A 19,722-nucleotide genomic window follows, 5' to 3' on the forward strand; every position below is an offset into this window, starting at 1 on the left:
CAATGCGAAAAATCGAGAATCTCGGTGTTTAAGCAATACGCAATTGTTCAGACTCGTAAGAGGGCTGGGTGATTCTTGGTCGAACAGTATAAGAGCGGCAGCCGATACCAAACAATCCAATGATACACGCCTACAAACAAACTTAAACCAAAAACAAAATCAAAGCCAAATCGGAACAACCGCAACAACAAACCACACGTAATAGGCGGAGCGTTGTGCGAATCGACGACTTCGAGCTGCATAATGCGCGAGAAGTCACCTCGATTCGCTGAGCCGCTTAAATGTAAAGTCCAGTGGACTTTACATGCGGCGAAGGAGTGAGCGCGATGTAACGCGCGAGCGTAGAAACACCCAGCCCTCAGCAACGCTAAATAGGAAAATCGCACAACGTTAAGTAGGAAACACGAAAATGCTATAAAAGCACAAGATTATCGCGATGAACCACAGGATGCGCGTATTGCCGCCCCAAAGTGGCCTCTAAGTCATCCGTTGTAAGCCCCATTACCTGCGGTATCTCGTCTGAATCAAATGCAACTAGTCCTTTGGCTAAGTGGTTTCCATGCTCATCATCAATCCACACTGGGTCGCTCGCACAAAAATCGCCAGTAACCCCTACGATTCCAGCAGCCAACAGGCTTGCTCGCCCTGCGCAAACGGCTGCAGCAGCACCAGAATCTACAATAATCGCGCCATGCGGATTAGACGCAAAACCAATCCAAAGTCTTCTAGAAGACGCGCGCGAGTTTAGTGGCGCAAAAACGGTTCCAACAGAATCGCCAGCTAGCGCACTCTCCGCGTTACTAGCACACGTCAAAAGCGTTGGGATTCCAGAAACAGCAGCAATATGCGCCGCATCCATCTTGGTTACCATTCCGCCTGTGCCAACGCCCGATCCGCTTTCGCCAACTTTAATATCGTCTAGCGCGCGCGTAACATCTGCAACAAAGCCAATTCGCTTAGCACCTGGCTCACTGGGCGGAGCCGTGTAAAGCGCGTCTACGTCTGTTAAAAGAACCAGCGCATCTGCGCGAACAATGTTTGCAACAAGCGCCGCCAGCCTATCGTTATCTCCAAAACGTATTTCGTTACTAGACAAAGCATCGTTTTCGTTTACGATTGGCACAACACCTAATTCCAGCAGCCTAAGCATTGTGCGTTGAGCATTGCGATAGCGAGACGGACTTATAGTAACGTCTGCCGTTAGCAGCATTTGCCCTACTTTTAGACCATATTTTGCAAATGCTTGCTCGTATTGCGCCATAAGCAAACCCTGACCAACCGAAGCCGTAGCTTGCTGCGTTGGAACGTCTTTTGGCCTAGAATCAAAGCCGAGCAGCCCAAATCCTGCTGCGATTGCGCCAGAAGACACAAGCACAACATGCGCGCCGTTAATTTGCGTGCGACTAATGGCATCTACTAGCGAGCGCAACTTTTGCACATCTAAGTGACCATTTTGCGAAGTTAGCGAGCTAGACCCCACTTTTACGACTATTGTGCGCGCATTGCTAATTGAACGCCGAACCCCGTTTTCGGTAGGCTCAATTGCTTTATTAACCATTATTAATCAATTACTCTCCACGCCCAAATAGGCTCTGCTCATCGTGTTTATCGTCATCTACCGATGGATCTGCCCAATGCCCTTGCTTGCGTTCCGCCATCATAGCGTCTCGCACGGCACTCTTTGCATCCATCATTGTGTGGTAGTCGCGGCGGCGCTCCGCATTAGTGCGCCTTGCGCCACGCGGGTCATTTGCCTCAAGTCGCAAGTCTTTTCCGCGCGCACCAAGGCTTGCGCCATCCAAACCTTCCGCGCCTGCTGCAATGCTTGGATCCCAGTCGAAGCAAACCATGCGGTTTCCGCGGCCAATCCTAATCTCGTCTCCTGGTCGCGCGCCCTTCTTGCGCAACTCGTCTTCTACGCCAAGCTTCGCTAAGCGATCCGCCAAATAGCCCACTGCCTCGTCGTTGTCGAAGTTTGTTTGCACAACCCAACGCTCTGGCTTAGCACCCGTAACAGTAAACCAAAAGTCGCCATTTTTGTCTTCTTCGCGCTCGATTGTAAAGTCGCTAGCACTTCCGCGTCCATCATCTCTGCGGCGTCGTAATGCTGGCTGCTCAAGCGGCTGAATAACAACGCGTTCTTCTTCTCGCGCAGCCTCTTGCTCGGCAAGCTTTTCGCGCATACTAGCCACCATCTTTCCAAGCGCAAAACCAAGCTCTTTCAAGCCTTCGTGAGAAGCAGTAGAAATCTCAAAAACTGGCATGCCCATTTTTTCAAAGTCGCTTCGCACAAATTCTGCCAACTCTTTTGCTTCTGGCACATCAATCTTGTTGAGCACAATAATTCGCGGACGCTCGGGAATTGGAATCGCTCCAAGCGGCAAATCAAGCTTGTTTGCGTATTGCGAAAGCTCGTGTTCCAAAGCCTTATAATCGCTGATTGGGTCGCGATTTGGCTCTAGCGTTGCACAGTCGATTACGTGGGCGATTATTTCCGTGCGCTCAATGTGACGCAAAAATTCTAGACCAAGTCCTTTTCCTTCGGAAGCACCTGGAATCAATCCTGGCACGTCTGCGATTGTGTAGCGGTATTCGCCAAAGCTGACTACACCAAGATTTGGAACAAGAGTTGTAAACGGGTAATCTGCGATTTTTGGCTTTGCAGCACTGATTGATGCTACAAGACTTGACTTTCCTGCAGATGGGAATCCAACTAGCGCCACGTCTGCGATTGACTTTAGCTCTAGGATTACGTCTCGCTCTTCGCCAGGCTCGCCAAGCAGCGCAAATCCTGGAGCGCGACGCACCTTGTTTGCAAGAGCTGCGTTTCCAAGGCCGCCAGCACCTCCTGCTGCGACTACGAACGTGTCTCCTACGTGTTGCAAATCCGCCAAAACGTTGCCTGGCTTTTTTTGCGCGCCCGATGCGCCCTTCGCCTCAAAAATCACGGTTCCAACTGGCACTGGAAGTATAAGGTCTTCTCCTTTGGAGCCGTCTTTTGTATCTCCTAAGCCCATTGTGCCGTTTTGCGCTACGCGATGAGGCATAAATCGGTAATCAAGCAAGCTATTTGCATTGCGATCGGCTACGAATATAACGCTTCCGCCATTGCCGCCATTGCCGCCATTTGGCCCTGCAAGTGGCTTGTATTTTTCTCTACGCACGCCTGCGGATCCGTTGCCGCCGTCGCCGCCTTTAACGTGTACTGTTACTCGATCTACAAAATCGCTCATAACTTTTACCTTACTTGATGCTCAATACTCGCCAAATTTGCCCTATGAATTCGCGCGCTAACAAACAAAAAAGCCGCACCGAACGGGGTGCGGCTAGAAGATTAATGAGTTACTCAGGCGGTAACTACGTCTACAACCTTGCGATCGCGACGAATGCCAAACTTCACATTGCCGTCTACCAAAGCATACAGCGTGTGATCCTTGCCCAAAGCAACGTTCTGTCCTGCATGGAACTTGGTGCCGCGCTGGCGAACAATAATGTTTCCAGCCACAACAGCTTCTCCACCGAACTTCTTAACGCCAAGATATTGCGCCTGTGAGTCGCGACCGTTGCGCGAGCTGGACGCACCCTTCTTATGTGCCATCTTGCTGTCCTTTCAGGTTTATAACACCGTCAATCAGGCGATGGCCGTGATCTTGACGAGAGTCAACTTCTGACGATGACCCTTGCGGCGAGCCACGCCAGTCTTGTTCTTATACTTCATAATGCTAATCTTTGGACCCTTAGCTTCGTCGTTAAGAACTTCTGCCTTAACTGTGATCTTTGCAAGATCCTTAGCGCTTAAGGTCACCTTAGCACCGTCAACAACGAGCGCGACCGGGAATTCCACGGTATCGCCCTTCTTTGCATCGAGACGGTTTACGAGGATGGCGTCTCCAACCTCAACCTTCTCTTGATGGCCACCGGCCTTCACAATCGCGTACATAATTCGTTCCTTAGCTAAATTGAAAGCTTTACTTTTGCCTCGCACGCAGCATTGAACATGCGGCAAGACACCGACTATCAAAAATACACCTACCCCTGTACTAACGTCAAGAGCTAATCTATAAAGTCGAGCTAAACAGTAGAAACTATTGTACTCAAGCCTTATACTTTGGGCGTTTTTAGTTTTCTGATTCGTCTGTTTTTTCTTGCGACTCGTCTTTTTCTTGCGATTCGTCTGTTGCTTCTTGCGATTCAACGGTTGCTTGCGACTCTTCCGCTGGCTTATCTACTGGCTCATCTACTGAAAAATCGCCAGCAAACGCCGCATTCGCAGCATCCTCACTAATCGCATCATCCGCAACATCCGCAGAATCATCGCTATCCGCAGAATCCGCATCATCCTTACCGCCGTCCAAACTTCTGCGCAAAGACTCCTCAAAGAACGCCGAAGACGCCGCAGCCGCCGCAATCTTAGCCAACTTAGCGCGAACATCCGCACTAGACTCCTGCTTAACTGTAGGCGCAGTGTCCGCAAGGCTTCCGTGGCCGTGCTTATTGGTCTTAATAAACGGATCTCCGCCCTTAAGCGCGTACGGATCGGCGTATTCCGAAGACACAGTCGGCTCGTCGTGAAGAATAAACCCGCGGCCTTTGCACGTTGGGCACTCCTCCGAAAACGCTTCAACAAGCCCCTGCCCAACTCGTTTACGCGTCATTTGCACAAGACCAAGAGACGTAACCTCCGCAACTTGATGCTTTGTGCGGTCGCGCGCAAGACACTCAACAAGCCTACGCAAAACAAGATCGCGGTTTGCTGGCATAACCATGTCTACGTAGTCGATCATAACCATACCGCCAATATCGCGAAGTCGCAGCTGGCGCGCAATCTCTTCGGAAGCTTCCAAATTGCAACGAGTCACAGTCTCTTCCAAAGACTTTCCGCGGCCAATAAAACGACCCGTGTTCACGTCAATCGTTGTCATTGCTTCCGTTCGGTCAATAACAATCGACCCGCCTGCAGGAAGATAAACCTGGCGCTCCATGCCTTTTCTAAGCTGGCTATCGATTTGCCACTTGTCAAACACGTCTTTACCTTCATGCTCTGCAGGATCCCAGTACTCAATCTTGCTTTGCAAATCAGGCGCCATCATCTCCAAGTATTCGCAAATGCGGTCGTACGCGCCCTTGCCTTCCACAATCATCTTTTGGAAGTCGTCGTTAAAAATGTCTCGAACAACGCGAATCGCCACGTCTGGCTCGCCTTGCAGCAGCTTTGGACGCTTTCCGTGCAAGAATTCCTGACGCTTTGCTTCTATGCGATCCCACTGTTTTACAAGCGACTCAAGGTCTTTTTCAATCGCATCTTCACTAGCACCATCGGCAGCAGTTCTAATGATTATGCCCATGTCTTTAGGCGCGATTTTGCTTACGATTGCACGAAGTCGGCTGCGCTCGCGGTCGGATAGCTTGCGACTTACGCCCGTCATCGCTCCAGACGGCACCAACACCAAGAACCTTCCAGCAAGCGTTACTTGCGATGTTAGTCGCGCACCCTTATGGCCTATAGGGTCCTTAGTAACCTGCACTAAAACAGGGTCTCCCGCCTTAAACGCAAGTTCCATTCTTCGCGGCTGACCTTCTAGCCTGGTTGTATCCCAGTTGACTTCGCCAGCGTAAAGCACGCCGTTTCTAGCTTGACCAATGTCTACGAACGCAGCCTCCATGCTTGGCAGCACGTTTTGCACGCGGCCAAGGTAGATGTTTCCAACGGTTGCAACTTCTTGAATGTCGGAAACGTAATGCTCTACAAGAATGTTGTCTTCGATTACAGATATTTGCGTGTGACGATCGCGTTCGCGCACAACCATAAGTCTGTCAACGTTTTCTCGCCTTGCCAAAAAGTCTTGCTCCATAAGCAAGTTCTGGCGGTTGCGCTCTCTGCGATTATCGCGGCGGCGCTGCTTTTTGGCTTCCAGCCTTGTGGAGCCTTCAATATCTGTGATTTCGTCAATATATTGCTGTTTTCTAGACCTTCGACTTTGCGAATCCGTCTCTGCAGAGTCAAATCGCGATTCACTCGTGCTTGAGTCATCTGCAATCTTGGATCTGCGACGCCTTCGCCTACGCGTGTAAACTTCTTCGTCTTGAGATCGCAATTCTTCTGGGTCTGGAATCAAATCGCGGTCTTCTTGAGAAACCTCAATTTCGTCTACGCTGTACTTGCTAGACGTTGAATTAAAGGAAGAAGATTCTTCGGATTCGGCAGATTTATTGGCATTATCTGCTCTATCTGCCCTATCTACTCTAGAGGAGCGCCTGCGACGCCTGCGCCTTGTTACAACGCCATCCTCGTCGTCTTGCAAATCGGATTCTTTTGCGTAGACTTCATTTGAATCTGCGCTATCTGCGCTATCTGCGCTATAAGCATCTTCAACGCTATCAAAGTTATCAACGCGATTTCGTGCAAAATCTCCACTAAAATCATCCTCAAAATCGCTATAGTCAAGTCTTCTAGAGGCTTTTCCAGCTTTACGATTTTCTATTGGCGCGTAAGTTATATCGTCGTATTCAAGGTCTTCTTCGATTTGCTCAACCTCGGCAGCAGCTCTGCGCTCTGCAGCATTAAGTCTGCGATTTTTGCGCGATTTTCGGGCGTTTTGGCTTCCATACTCGCCGCGCTCACTTGCTTGCGATTCATCTTGATTCGCATTTTTATCTCGCTCAATTTGCGCGTTTTTCTCGTCGCGATTTACTCTAGAACGCACGCGAATCAATTGCGTATCGTCGTCTTGCAAATCATAATTATCGTCAAAAGTTTCGCGGCCGCTTTTAGCTTTGGCATAAGACTTGTTCGAGCGAGTTTTACGCGATTTTTTAGAATTGTGATTTGTGTCTTCACTAAAATCGTCTTTGTTTTCAAGTGATTCGCTAAAGTCTAAACTGTTGTCTGTTGACTTGCGATTATTGCGTGACTCTCGGCTATTTCGCCTACTCTCGTCTTTGCTGCGCGAATCACGAGAATCACGAGAATCACGAGAATCACGACGGCTGCGCGAATCGCGCTTACTACTGCTTGAATCTTCGTAATCCGAATCCGTCTCGCGGCTTTCAGCAGAATGCTCGCGCTGAGGCAAAACTGGCTCTTGGAATAAAAGCGATGTTATTGGTCGCAAATGCGCTTGAGATTGCTGCTGTGCATAAGAACTATCTGCAGCAGAATCCGCAACAAAAGGAGCAGAATCCGTCGCCGCTACGCCATTGCGCAAATCCTGATTATCTCCGCCTTCAACGTGCAACTTCATCGATTCGCCAGCAGCTCCTGCAACTCTAACAACACGCCTTCCAGCGCGCCTGCGACGAACTCCGTTAGCAGCATCTTTAGAGCCCGAAACAACATTAACAACGCCGCCAACTCTAGCGGAAGTAGCATTAGGATTTACGCTAACATTAGGATTTACGCTAGCATTAGCACCAGCATTCTCGCTAGCACTAGAATTAGCATTTTCATTTTTATCTTTTTTATTATCGTCTGCTTCAAATACGTTGAAGCTTTCTCGCGTTACTCTGGGCACAATGCTCCTAGCGAAACGCTGCAATCGTCTCGCGCTCTTAGCCTGGAATGGGCACGCTTGTGCGAGCCACCCCTCGGGCTGTTAATAAAGTCTAGCTGCGCGACAGCGGACACCTGCCTCGATTAAAAATCATGCGATAAAACGCGCGAGGGGATCGACGCCGTCGAATGCTTTGGCGGCTTGCAGCGCCACCGTTCTCTAGTATGCCATATTGCAACGTCAAACAACATACGCGTGCGAATCGTTGCACTGCTAATCGTTGTGCTGCAAATCATCGCGCTGCAAATCATCGCGTATGCGCGGAGCCACACATTACCCCATTTGCAAAAATCAGCGCTAGAATCGTTTACATGGGTTTAATCAGCGCTATGCAAGGCTTTTGCGTAATCGGTATCGTGATTGCCGCTGGCTACGTAACTGCGCGTCTTCGCATCGGCGGATCGCAAGCACAAATGGTGCTTAATCGCGTAAGCTTTTTTGTTTCTAGTCCTTGTTTAATGTTTGCAATCCTCGCAAAAGAGCCAATTTTTGAGATTTTCCACTCGTCAATTTTTGTTGCGTTTTTCTCCGCAATGATTGTTGGCGTTGCGTTTATTCTGCTTAATCGCCTGTTTTTCCACCTTCCTGCGGCAGATTGCACAATTGGCGCGCTTAACTCGCTTTACTTAAACTCAAACAACATTGGCTTGCCCGTTGCAACCTATATTCTTGGAAATCCCGCGCTTGTAGCCCCGATTTTAGTTATGCAACAAGCTGTTTTTACGCCTGTTGGACTAACGGTTTTAGACGTTACAACCACTGGAAAGTGCTCGCTTAAGCGTATTGCTCAGCAGCCACTTAAGCAGCCGCTTTTAATCGGATCGCTTGGAGGAATTATTATTTCGGCAATTTCTGCAAAAGTTGGCTATTTCCCTGTTCCGAATTTTCTTTATGACCCAATCAAGATGATTGGCGATTCCGCGGTTCCTATGATTTTGATGGCGTTTGGAATGTCGCTTTACGGCAGCAAGCCGCTACAAAAGGATTCTAACCGAGCTGCGATTGCTACAGTTGCGATTCTAAAAAACTTGATTATGCCAATTGTTGCGTTTTTGCTGGCTTATTTTGTTATGGGTTTTCGAGGCGCCACTCTTTACGCGTGCGTTGTGCTGGCGGCTCTTCCGACTGGCCAAAACGTATACAATTACGCTGCAAGATACAATGTTGGCTTGAGTTTTGCGCGCGACGGAATCCTGTTTTCTACCACTACAAGTCCGATTTTTATTGCGCTAATCGCAGCAGTTTTGGGGTGACTATGGCGTAAGCAACAAACTCGGATTATGATACAAACACACTACACAAACACACAAAACTGTAGTGCGATTGTACTGGATTTCAGCGTTTTTTGTCGTTCGCGCAGGTTAGCTGCGCTCACGTCTTCGCCGCACGTAAAGTCCACTGGACTTTACGTTTGAGCGGCTCAGCGCTCCGAATTGGAAAACCGTTAGCGCGGTCTAAGCGCGCTAACGTCTTCGCCGCGCAGAAGCAGTGCTTCTGCCTTGAGCTGCTCAGCGCTCCGAATTGCCTTTTCGCGCTACGCTTTAAGCGAAAAGGCAGGTCGTCGCGCAGCTACCTTTGCGATGCTAGCTCATTAGACAATTCGTTAAGTATAGCTTTTCTAGTCCACGCACTAACAGTCATCTTTCTACGCTTAGCATCAGCCTCGATTAAATGCCAAACAGTATCACTCAACCTAACAGTACGCGGTTTCAATGGCTGAGTCTCATCTTCCCAAGCTCTTCCAGCAAACTCTGTAACAGTAGCACCAGAAAAATTGCCTTCCGCTTCTGCAGCCCACTTGTCAACAATATCGTCCGTAATAACGAATCCATTTTCTGCCGTATACGTATTCCTACTCATCTTGCATCCCTTATCTCTTGTAAAAATCCTTTTGTAAGCCGATTCGCATGAATTATAAGTATTGCATTGTTTTCAAGCGTTAAAAAAACAAGCGACATATTGAAAGTATTTATTAATTCATCAAAACCGTTGAAAACACTACTGTTTTGTCATATAGATTTCACGAAAATCAATGTCAATATATGCTGATTTTTCACCAAATCAAGGGTAAAAATATGCTGGATTTTCACGAAAGCAAGAGCATCACGCGATTTTGAGTAAGCTGCAAAAAAAAATCGGGGCAGATGCGCTCTCGCGCTTCCGCCCCCCAAAACCCTAAGGTTTTCAAGCATTCTTAATTGTATCCTTCATATACCCAACTGTCAATAATGGTACGAATAAACGCAAGCGAGGAGTTAAATTTACTCACCCTGCTATATTCTTTCATGTACTCATCTGCCTTGTTTATAAAATCTCCTGCAATGTAGAGAATAATGCTTTCCCCATTATTTACGCATTCCTCACACTTACAATCTCTAGACATAAATTTTTTATACATATACGCCGATATCACTATTTCTTTCATCTTCGCATTACACATATTTGATTGCCTAGCACGCTTCTTAAACCCTATAGCTTCAATCTCTTTACTAACTTCTTCAAGCACAATAACATCATCAGAACTTTTTTCAGTAATTCCATCTAATATTGAATTAGAATGAGCACAAGCATTGCGAACAGATTTTACCCTGCATAATAAATGATGTTCCTTCTGCATCTCTCTGTTCTTCCATCGTTTTGCGCAAAAACGATAAAATCTCAGCAATGTTCCGAATGTAATACTTTCTACAAATACCCAAATTGGTATTCCATCTGCATACTTTATTGCCGATTCTCTACTATATTTTCCACCTTTAAGTCGTTCTAATTCAGCAAGTAGTATTTTGCAGTCATAATCGTCAAGACTAGACATGTAATCTTTAACAATGGAATATCCATTTTCTCCAGAATTTTCAGTAAATATTTTCATTAACTTAACTTTTGATTCATGCTCTACAGCTAGAGTTATTAGAAGTAAAAGTCTTTGAAACACACCATTAAGCTGTTCTATTTTACATAATTGATCAAAGTCCAAGTCAATATACTGACCATTTCTAGATCCGCCAACTCTCTTATTAAACAATTTTTTATATGAGCACGTTTCAAAATAGTATGAGCAAATTGAAAGGTAGGAAATTGCAGAATCTTCAGATCGTTTGATAAACGTTATACCTTGCTTCTTAAGATGCTCTATCTGATCTATCAGCGAAAGTTTTACAGGTAATTTATTAATTACACGTGCTTCCTTTATATCCGAATCGCATTGATTATCCATTACTATGTCTTCCCTTTTTCCAAACTATGGATAAATATCGTTTATTTTTGCGAATACTGTATCAATAGTATTCGCTGACTTTATTCATCTTTGAGTACAGTTTGATTTAGTTTACTTTATTTCTATGCGCTTAACACAAAATCCATGAATCACAAGCAAAATTACAAAATCAAGCACAAGCCACAAAAACATCTAACAACATCTAACAACTAGCAGAAAACTAGCATGCATCAGCGCATAAATATGATTTTATAATATTTCACAGATAAGAATCAACAAACTCGGATTATGATACAAACACACTACAGATTTATGTAGTGCGCTTTGACTGAGCTCAAAATCGTCGATTCGCGCTACGCTCTAAGCGAAAAGACAATTCGGAGCGCTACACCAATCCACACATATAAAGTGGTAATATTATGCAATTCAAATCTTTTCTAACGCTAAGCTGTTTAGGAGCAAACACATAACTCGTTCCAATTCTTTTTGAAAACTTCGCCTTAAATTTATCAAGAGAAACCGTTTTGAACACATTTCCAGATTTAACTTCAATCGCAGATATACGCATTTTGCCAGCAGAATCCAGAAAAGCTTTAGAAATCAAAAAATCTATTTCCATAGTATTTTCCGAATTTTCTTTATCTCTATTTGAATAGAAAAATAGGCGATGCCCAGATGCTATTAGCTGTTGAGCAACAACGTTTTCAACTAGCATTCCTTCATTAATTGAGATTTTTCCAAATAAAATTTCTTTATAAAGATCATTAGACGCAATACTACTATCTGAAAGTATCATAGAAGCCAACAACCCAGTATCAGCCATATAGCATTTTACTAACGCATCATCCGCATTAAGATTCAAGCCTACATTTGGATCTGTAGATTTGTAGCAATTATTTGTAATACTCGCATCCGAAAGCCAAAAAAACGCATCCTTGTAATCGCGCATACGAGCATTCTTACCCAAAGACGTAATCCTATACCTTTTTTCATGCCTAGAAAGCTGTGCTGGTATTCCATCAAACACAGCCATAACTTTCATTTCATACCCTTTTGCAAACTTTGCAGCATCCTGCCTATAGAGTGAGAGAATACGACGCTTAACCCTATCTACTCGAGCAAAATCCCGCGAAGCAACATATTCATTTACAGACTGCGGCATGCCACCAACTAGCATATATTCTCTAAAAAGTCGCATCGCTTTTTTATGTAAAGCATCTGGCAAAGGATTTAACTCATCAAATGAACTCTTAATAACAGTCGATAGATTTTCTTCTCCACAAGCCCACAGAAATTCTTCAAAATCAAGAGGATACATGCGTTCTTCTTGTTCTTCAGACGGAATCACTATTGTTTCAACATTATGTTTAATAGAAAGTAACGAACCAGTCTCTATATAGTCGTATCTACCATCTGCAACTAGTTGTTTTATAAATTCTCTAGCCTGTGGGAAAAATTGCACTTCATCAAAAACCATTACCGATTCGCGATTATAAAGTTTCACACCATACAGTGCAGATATGTACGTAAAGAAAGTGCTTAAGTCTGAACGATAATCTTCAAATAACCGAAGCGCATCTTTTGAAGCTTGCGAAAAATCAATAAGAATATAAGATTTGTACTCATTTCTTGCAAACTCTTCAACTATAGTGCTTTTCCCAACTCTTCGAGCACCCGTTACCAAAAGTGCTGTTGAACCGCGATCAGCATTCTTCCAATCGAGCATTTTTTGATAGAATTTTCGCCTTAACATATAACACCACTTTTAATACCACTTTTAATTAACACAAAACCGTTGAAAACACTATGTTTTATAGTATATATTTCACGAAAACCAATGTCAATATATGCCGATTTTTCACCAAATCAAGGGTAAAAATATGCCGATTTTTCACGAAAATCGATGTACTATTTCTCTAAATCTTCACGAAATCAAGGGTATCGCGCGATTTTACATTTAACGAAAACTAGCAAAAGCTGGAAGTCTACTTCTAAGTTAAACTATCAGGTAAGCTGCGCTAATGTCTTCGCTTGTGCTGAAAGCACACCGTGCTTTCAGCCTGAGCAAACTCAATTTTTTAGCACGGAATCCAAACTCTTCATTCCAGAATTATTCAAATTCTCAAGAGATAAAATCTGCGTTCGCGCCAAATTTCTAAGTTCCACCATTCGATCAGCCTGTGGCAAACCCTTAGAAATCAAAACAGCGTTATAGCTTTCCATATTCGCCAATACCAGAAGCTCATTAATACTTGCCTCGTCTCGAATGTTGCCTTTTGACTTAGGATTTGCGTCTCTCCATTGCTTAGCAGTCTTATTAAACAGTGCAACATTTAACAAATCTGCTTCATTCGCATACTTATACATCAACTGCTCAGGAGTCAAATCCTTCAACAAATATTCTTTAATAGCATCCGTATGAATCTTGTAATTAATCTTCGAAATCTCACGGTTCAAATTCCAATTCAGAGAAAGCCTTGAGTTCTCATCAGATTTAAGTCTTTGATAATCTTTGATAATATATAGTTCAAATTCTGCTGAAATCCAAGCTGCAAACTTAAATGCTATATCTTTATGAGCATAAGTTCCACCACCTCTACCGGATTTTACAAGTAAACCTATTGCATTCGTGATTTCTGACCATTTTTTAGGAGATAGCGTAAAAGCATTGCTACCAGCTTCTTTCAAAAACCCCTCGAATTCGATGGGTTTAAAATTCGGATTGTTTAGTCTCTCCCATATGCCTAAGTACTCTATTGTACTGTAATTTCTCATCCAGTTTGCAACAACCACATTAGGCTCTTCTTTGTTTTTATATCTCGCAATATCGGTTAAACTAACGTAATCATTCCTAAAATCTTCCGTATAAACCTGTATTGTAAAACCTTTTGCTTCAATAGTTTCTTTTTTAATTTTCGACATATTAGACATAATATTCCCCTAGTTTTTGCGCAAGTTTTTTACGTAATTATTTTATTTACTTGCTTAGTTTGCTTTATTTTTATGCGCTTAGCACAAAACCCATGAATCACAAACAAAACTACAAAATCTCGCAAAGCCATAAACTTCTAACAACTAGCAGAAAACTAGCATGCATCAGCGCATAAATATAATTCTACAAAGCAAGAGGATTTCCCGAAAATGTTGCTCAAAACGGCGTGTCGAACTACAAAAAGCGTCAAACAAAGTAAAGAAAACAATACTCTAACTGAACTAGCGCAAGTTGGAAGTCTACTTCCAGCCACTCTACACTTTCTAATTCCACGCATCTGGCCAGCAATCTGGCTTATTAGTGATTTCGTTAAGTTTTGGCAAACCGTCAATAATGTTCATTGTTTCTACGCTAACGCGAACTACCTTTTTAACCAAATCAACGATATAGCGCGGATTATCGTATGCTTCGTTTGGATTTCGTACAATCCCAGTCTTCTTATCTACAACTACTTGATATCGCTCAATCAGCCATTTGATTGCACTTTTACACCAGTAAAACTATAAAAAACGACTATTTTAGTGAAATCTGTCCATCAATCTCAACTATTTTCTCAGATTGAAGCAGCATAGATAAGGCATTATCTAAAGCCTCACCATCTAATTTACCAATTCTCTTTTTACCATATAAGCCAAGCATAAAGCGATATAATCCTTCTTTCGCCAAAACAACATTTTTACTAATAATTTCCATCATGCCAACACCTAGCTCTTCTGGAGCAATTTGTTTAAAATCACGAACAATATCTCCCGGGAGTCGGAAAATAATCGGTTTATCCTTCAAATACATAAAGCCATTTTCCCTGACAATACCAAAATATTCACATCCACGCATTTTGATGTCAAACCTTTTTTGCACTGATGAAGTAACCTTTTCGCGCTCGAAATACCAAAGTATTCTTTGTAAAAGAAGATTTTCTGATAGAGGAGACTCAACTTCCAAAATATCTTTTACACTACTTTTGAAATCAGCGTTATTATATTTGCTAAAAATATTCTTGCAATCCTTATTAGTATCCGCCATCTTATACTTAACAAAACTAAAAGGAATATCATTAAGAATACTATTAGGTGATTTTTCAGAGAACTCAGCATCATATAAAGATTTTCCGTCTAAATCAGCATCAGTCTCAGATAAAAATGAGGAGCTTTCGTGCAGTCTATCTCCAAGATTCTCTGCATAATCATCTTTATGATTTTTATAGTTTTCCACTACCTCACGAACAAATCCTAAAAGTTTATCTTGTTCAGAAATCTTATTTCTGAACCATTCGGTTGACCAAATGCGATAGAACTTCCAACCCATATTTTCTAGAATTGTTTGTCGCAATCTATCACGATCTCGCGCATTCTTTGATGAATGGTAAGTGGCGCCATCACACTCGACAGCAAGTAGATAATCTGAACTATTAGGAACTTTAACGCCGAGATCTATCCTAAATCCAGAGCACCCCACTTGCGTATCAACCGAATAACCATGATTTCGCAAAAACTCACATACTTCAACCTCAAAATCAGAATCAAACTGATCATAACTCACCACGCTTTCACTGCGCTGCAAGGCAATCTCACCATTCTCAGCAAAATCAAGATATTCTCGAAGAAGACGAGCACCATCTGACTCACTATGACTTAAATCTATATCAGTTGCATGCATGGAAGAAACAACTTGAATATTATATTTTGCCCTTGTAACGGCAACATTCAGCCTCTTTTGCCCTCCATCGCGATTTAAAGGACCAAAATTAGTTGAAAACATTCCATTACTATCAGGGCCGTAACCAATACTAAAAATGATTGCGTCACGTTCATCTCCCTGAACTGTTTCAAGATTCTTTATAAAGAAAGGCTCCTCCTTACCAGAATCAAAGAAAAACTCTTTTTCAGGAGTAACTTGACGGCGTTTAAAAAGCAAATTATCTATGAGATTTTGTTGAGACTGACTAAAAGCAACAACACCTAAACTTCTATTAGGATATTTCTCAATGTTTTTATAAATTAAATCGACAACATATTCAGCTTCTTTTCGATTATTATGATATGAACGATTAAATACTCCATTTACGTAGTAATAATCCACACCCATACCTTCTGAATTATCTTTAGCAGCGGGAAAACTTATAAGACTACCGTTGTAAAAATTCTTGTTTGAAAATGCAATAAGCTGCTCGCTGCGACTACGATAATGCCAATTTAGTCTTAGCTGAGGCATAGTGCTAGAAGCAAAATCTAGTATAGAATCAAAGCTCCTAATATCGTCATAGTTATCTGTGTCATCATCATTATTAACAGATGTTGCGAAAAAGTTACTAGGGGGCATCTGCTTTGAATCACCAACTATGATAGCTTGTTTAGCACGGCTAATTGCACCAACCGCATCCCATGGAAAGACCTGAGAAGCCTCATCGAATATTACAACATCAAACTTTAAATCTTTATAATTAAGAAATGTGCTCACACTTAAAGGAGACATCATAAAGCAAGGTTTAACTATTTGTACAGTATCTTTTGTTTCTGAAAGAAGTAAACGTATATTCTTTTTATTCCTTGATTTTTGGTTCTCATACAAAAGCTCACTTAATTGGCTCCCAGCAACAGCACATTCCTTTCCAGGACATGCATTTGCTAACTTTGCACGCAACTTTTTTCTATTAATATTAAATTCTTCTAAATCTTTCTCTATAAAATCTTTTATGAATCTATCCTGAGTTGCTCTATTAAATTGAGAAAGAATCGGACTTTTTAAAATTACAAAATCAATCCACTGTAAATAAAATTGCTTATTAAATGTAGGAACAATATTATCTTTACTCACATTATTCTTTATAAGTTCATGAATAAAAGGAATAAGCCCATTCTTATCTAAACGAGCAAGAATGTCTCTAAAAGTACACCATTTTTGCAATGTATCAGAAGACTCAATACACTTATGCAATCTAGATTGAACTTTAACAGCATCAATTGTATTAAAATCAACAATATTTTTATCAAAACATCCAGAAACGTAATCCATATTTTTAATGCTATTTTCATTCAAAATATTGTTAATTTGATGAGAATACTCCACAAAAATTTTGCTTTCAGACTCAAAGCTTGAATATCTTTCCAAGGATTCAAATGAGTATCCACTATCAAGCATATTTTTAAGAATTCTCATTTGACTGTTAACATAATTCCAATCAGTATCAATACCTTTATAAGCCGAACCAAGCAATGATTTTATAGAAGCTTCAACGTCAGAATATTCACTAATAGATTTCTGATATTTCGCCAAAAGCTCCATTAAAAGAATTGATTCTTTATAATTAGGTTTTTTATTTACTTTCTTGCATGAACGTATATCGTAAACAATTTTTTTATATTCAGAATTAAAAATTCTAGATAATACGCTTCTAAATTGTCTTAAACTATTGTAGTTATCTAAACCATCCAGATAATAAATATCCTCATTACAATCAGATAATTTCTGCATTAAAGCATGTATTTTATTGCTCATTGATTCTAGATTTTCTAGCGCATTGTAGGCAATATCAAAGTTCTGTCTCTTTAATATATATGGCGTAACTAATGCTGAATTAGCAACAAAGTCAAAGAATTTCCCCCAGAATAGAACATCTTTTAAACTTTCACAACAAACACCATACTGTTCAGAAATCCTGTCCAACAATGGAATTAGGTCGTCCAAAGTATTTACAGCAGAAGAAATACTACCCTTTAATCGCACTTCTTCGGCAATTGAATTATCTTGATTTATATACCCATACCAAGGATTCTTGCGATAGTCATAACCGATATAATATGAATAATCAACATAACTTCTTAAAAGATCAGTAGACCTATTCAAGTATTCAGAACCTAATTTTGATATATCTTCAGTGGGGCATATAAATTCTGGCGCATAATCCCATTTTGCAAGTGACTCGTATAAATCATATAAACTTTTATTTATTACGGGTTGTACCTCATGAAGATTACGTTCATAAGAATCTAATTTTTCTTTAACATTTTTCTTAGCTTTTATTTCTTCATCAAATTTAATATTACTTACAACATCCTTCTTAATATTGAGATTTCTGCATATATCTTCAATAACACTCTTTTTGTTGGCTTTATTTGAATGAAGCTGAAGACAAAAATCCGCAAGACCAACCTGCTTCATTTTGTTATAAACGACGTTTAAAGCAGCAAGTTTTTCTGAAACAAACAATACTTTCTTACCGTCATTAAGACATTCAGCAATAATATTCGTAATTGTCTGACTCTTACCAGTTCCTGGAGGACCCTGCAGAACAAAGCTTTTACCAGATTTAGCCATTTCTATAGCCTCTATTTGGCTAGAATCAGCATCTACAACGTTACATAAATCAATTATTGAATCATAATCAGATTTATCAATATCTTCGTTATCTAAGTATGAATTATCATAATCAACTACTTCGCCAAAAAGTTGACGAACAGTAGGGCTATTTAAAATATCATTTTTATTTTCTTTAAGATCCACATACATATTAATCTTTGCAAATGAAAATAGCCCAATTTTGCACTCTTTACTTATTGTCCAGCCGAGTTTAGAAACCATGTTTTGTACATTTTCAAAATATTCTTCTAACGTGATTTCGCTACTATAATTCGGAAGAGTTATGCCATACTCGTTATCAAGTTTGTAAGAAAACGCTCTATTTACAATAACATCATTATCTAAAACAGATATTTTATATGACCGTCCAATCGACTCACTACTTAATTGAATAGGTATTAAAAGTATTGGTGCGTTGTAAATAGTATCAGCGTAATTAGCTTCTTTCCAATGAATTATCCCAAATGTAATGAACGCAACATTTACTCCAGTCTCTTCAATAATTTCCCTGGATTTTCTCATAATATTTCTTGCTGCTTCTAATGGCTTTCCAGATGAACTATATGCAAGAATTTGATTAGCTTTTATTTTGTTGGAATAATTATTCTTAAAATCAGTTTTTGATTCATATTTTTTTCTTGGGTTACCATCTGCATATTCTATCTCATTAAAATCATCCGTATTTAAATTATCTACATAATACTTGTCATTATGCTTTTTATTAAATTCTTCTTCTGGGTCAAATATTTTAAAGGAACCAGAATTTTCTGATGAAAACTTTTGAAAAATATCTTCACAGCTTGGAAGCAAAACATCTAATGTTGAAGTTTTAGTATCCTTAAAATTAACTAAGTTATTGCGATTCTTACCAGTATCCAACAGCTGCTCTGCCCACTGGTCAAATTTTTCAACTTCCATAATCGTAGCCTTATTTGCTCAAAACCTGCAAAAAACAAATTACTCTAATTCTACCGCCATTAATAACTATAGAAGTGTAGCGTTTAATAAATCCCAAAACTAGTTTATGTTTGAAATCCGCTTCCAGCCGCTCCACACCGCAGTGAGTATATAAACACCCTGCTCAGTAAAAGCATAAGGCATTGACCTGCTTTTTTAGAACTAATATTTGCGGTCAAAAAAATTTGATTGCAAATATTCCAACTCGGATTTGTTTAATTGAAACATAAAGTCGCTATCAAATTTTTCTATGTTATTTTTTACCTGCTCGTTGAATCTTGCTGTAGTGTACCCATGAATCACAAACAAAATTACAAAAATCAAGCACAAGCCATATAACATCTAAACTAGCAGAAAACTAGCATGCATCAGCGCATAAACACGATTTTATAAGATTTCACGGATAAGAATCAACAAACTCGGATTATGATACAAACACACTACACAAACAAACAAAACTGTAGTGCGATTGTACTGAATTTTGGCGTTTTTTAATACAAACGCACTACAAGGCAGGTCATCGTTCGCGCAGGTTAGCTGCGCTCACGTCTTCGCCGCACGTAAAGTCCACTGGACTTTACGTTTGAGCGGCTCAGCGCTCCGAATTGCCTTTTAGCGCTACGCTCTAAGCAAAAAGGCAGGTCGTCGCGCAG

At 41.2% G+C, this 19,722-nt stretch carries 12 protein-coding genes; 1 reads left to right on the plus strand and 11 read right to left on the minus strand.

Going from position 1 to position 19,722, the window contains the following annotated elements; genetic code table 11:
* Positions 1-412: 412 nt before the first annotated feature.
* The 5 genes from proB to HXT30_RS04720 form a co-directional block, all read right to left on the minus strand.
* A complete protein-coding gene (gene proB, locus HXT30_RS04700) occupies positions 413-1,558 on the minus strand; it encodes a glutamate 5-kinase (RefSeq protein ID WP_415701696.1) in 1,146 nt (381 codons plus the stop codon).
* A gap of 10 nt (positions 1,559-1,568) precedes the next feature.
* On the minus strand, positions 1,569-3,233 hold the full coding sequence (obgE, locus tag HXT30_RS04705; RefSeq protein WP_102704902.1) for a GTPase ObgE: 1,665 nt from the start codon (positions 3,231-3,233) through the stop codon (positions 1,569-1,571).
* Positions 3,234-3,346: 113 nt separating this feature from the next.
* Entirely contained in the window at positions 3,347-3,598 is a 252-nt protein-coding gene (rpmA, locus tag HXT30_RS04710) for a 50S ribosomal protein L27 (protein WP_004106248.1), read from the minus strand.
* A gap of 33 nt (positions 3,599-3,631) precedes the next feature.
* Positions 3,632-3,940, minus strand: coding sequence for a 50S ribosomal protein L21 (rplU, locus tag HXT30_RS04715; RefSeq protein ID WP_004111933.1), 309 nt, complete (start codon positions 3,938-3,940; stop codon positions 3,632-3,634).
* Positions 3,941-4,118: 178 nt separating this feature from the next.
* Entirely contained in the window at positions 4,119-7,511 is a 3,393-nt protein-coding gene (locus tag HXT30_RS04720; RefSeq protein WP_422111416.1) for an Rne/Rng family ribonuclease, read from the minus strand.
* A gap of 350 nt (positions 7,512-7,861) precedes the next feature.
* On the opposite strand from HXT30_RS04720, the gene HXT30_RS04725 reads away from it, so the two are divergent.
* A complete protein-coding gene (locus tag HXT30_RS04725) occupies positions 7,862-8,803 on the plus strand; it encodes an AEC family transporter (RefSeq protein WP_016636162.1) in 942 nt (313 codons plus the stop codon).
* A 316-nt stretch (positions 8,804-9,119) separates the two neighbouring features.
* On the opposite strand, the gene HXT30_RS04730 is transcribed toward HXT30_RS04725, so the two are convergent.
* From HXT30_RS04730 to HXT30_RS04755, 6 genes are all read right to left on the minus strand, one after another.
* Positions 9,120-9,410 (minus strand): hypothetical protein, encoded by a 291-nt coding sequence (locus HXT30_RS04730; RefSeq protein ID WP_422111417.1) that lies wholly within the window; start codon positions 9,408-9,410, stop codon positions 9,120-9,122.
* A 334-nt stretch (positions 9,411-9,744) separates the two neighbouring features.
* A complete protein-coding gene (locus tag HXT30_RS04735; RefSeq protein WP_116286104.1) occupies positions 9,745-10,764 on the minus strand; it encodes an Abi family protein in 1,020 nt (339 codons plus the stop codon).
* Positions 10,765-11,149: 385 nt separating this feature from the next.
* Positions 11,150-12,517 carry an ATP-binding protein gene (locus HXT30_RS04740; protein WP_032842031.1) on the minus strand — a complete coding sequence of 456 codons (1,368 nt, stop codon included), beginning with the start codon at positions 12,515-12,517 and terminating at the stop codon, positions 11,150-11,152.
* A gap of 317 nt (positions 12,518-12,834) precedes the next feature.
* Complete coding sequence (locus HXT30_RS04745) at positions 12,835-13,695, minus strand: KilA-N domain-containing protein (protein ID WP_415701691.1); 861 nt, start codon at positions 13,693-13,695, stop codon at positions 12,835-12,837.
* A gap of 574 nt (positions 13,696-14,269) precedes the next feature.
* On the minus strand, positions 14,270-19,030 hold the full coding sequence (locus HXT30_RS04750) for a DUF4011 domain-containing protein (protein ID WP_422111418.1): 4,761 nt from the start codon (positions 19,028-19,030) through the stop codon (positions 14,270-14,272).
* Positions 19,031-19,231: 201 nt separating this feature from the next.
* Positions 19,232-19,411: an ORF6N domain-containing protein gene (locus HXT30_RS04755; protein WP_415701689.1), complete on the minus strand. Its 180-nt coding sequence runs from the start codon at positions 19,409-19,411 to the stop codon at positions 19,232-19,234.
* Between the last annotated feature and the right edge of the window lie 311 nt (positions 19,412-19,722).

The sequence above is a fragment of the Gardnerella sp. DNF00571G genome, assembly GCF_049262695.1.
Taxonomy (GTDB): domain Bacteria; phylum Actinomycetota; class Actinomycetes; order Actinomycetales; family Bifidobacteriaceae; genus Bifidobacterium; species Bifidobacterium piotii.

Bases quoted from the DNA above. Each gene is read 5' to 3' on its own strand.
- proB (WP_415701696.1), bottom strand. From the start codon at position 1,558: ATGGTTAATAAAGCAATTGAGCCTACCGAAAACGGGGTTCGGCGTTCA.
- obgE (WP_102704902.1), bottom strand. From the start codon at position 3,233: ATGAGCGATTTTGTAGATCGAGTAACAGTACACGTTAAAGGCGGCGAC.
- rpmA (WP_004106248.1), bottom strand. From the start codon at position 3,598: ATGGCACATAAGAAGGGTGCGTCCAGCTCGCGCAACGGTCGCGACTCA.
- rplU (WP_004111933.1), bottom strand. From the start codon at position 3,940: ATGTACGCGATTGTGAAGGCCGGTGGCCATCAAGAGAAGGTTGAGGTT.
- HXT30_RS04725 (WP_016636162.1), top strand. From the start codon at position 7,862: ATGGGTTTAATCAGCGCTATGCAAGGCTTTTGCGTAATCGGTATCGTG.
- HXT30_RS04730 (WP_422111417.1), bottom strand. From the start codon at position 9,410: ATGAGTAGGAATACGTATACGGCAGAAAATGGATTCGTTATTACGGAC.
- HXT30_RS04735 (WP_116286104.1), bottom strand. From the start codon at position 10,764: ATGGATAATCAATGCGATTCGGATATAAAGGAAGCACGTGTAATTAAT.
- HXT30_RS04740 (WP_032842031.1), bottom strand. From the start codon at position 12,517: ATGTTAAGGCGAAAATTCTATCAAAAAATGCTCGATTGGAAGAATGCT.
- HXT30_RS04745 (WP_415701691.1), bottom strand. From the start codon at position 13,695: ATGTCTAATATGTCGAAAATTAAAAAAGAAACTATTGAAGCAAAAGGT.
- HXT30_RS04750 (WP_422111418.1), bottom strand. From the start codon at position 19,030: ATGGAAGTTGAAAAATTTGACCAGTGGGCAGAGCAGCTGTTGGATACT.
- HXT30_RS04755 (WP_415701689.1), bottom strand. From the start codon at position 19,411: ATGTTATATGGCTTGTGCTTGATTTTTGTAATTTTGTTTGTGATTCAT.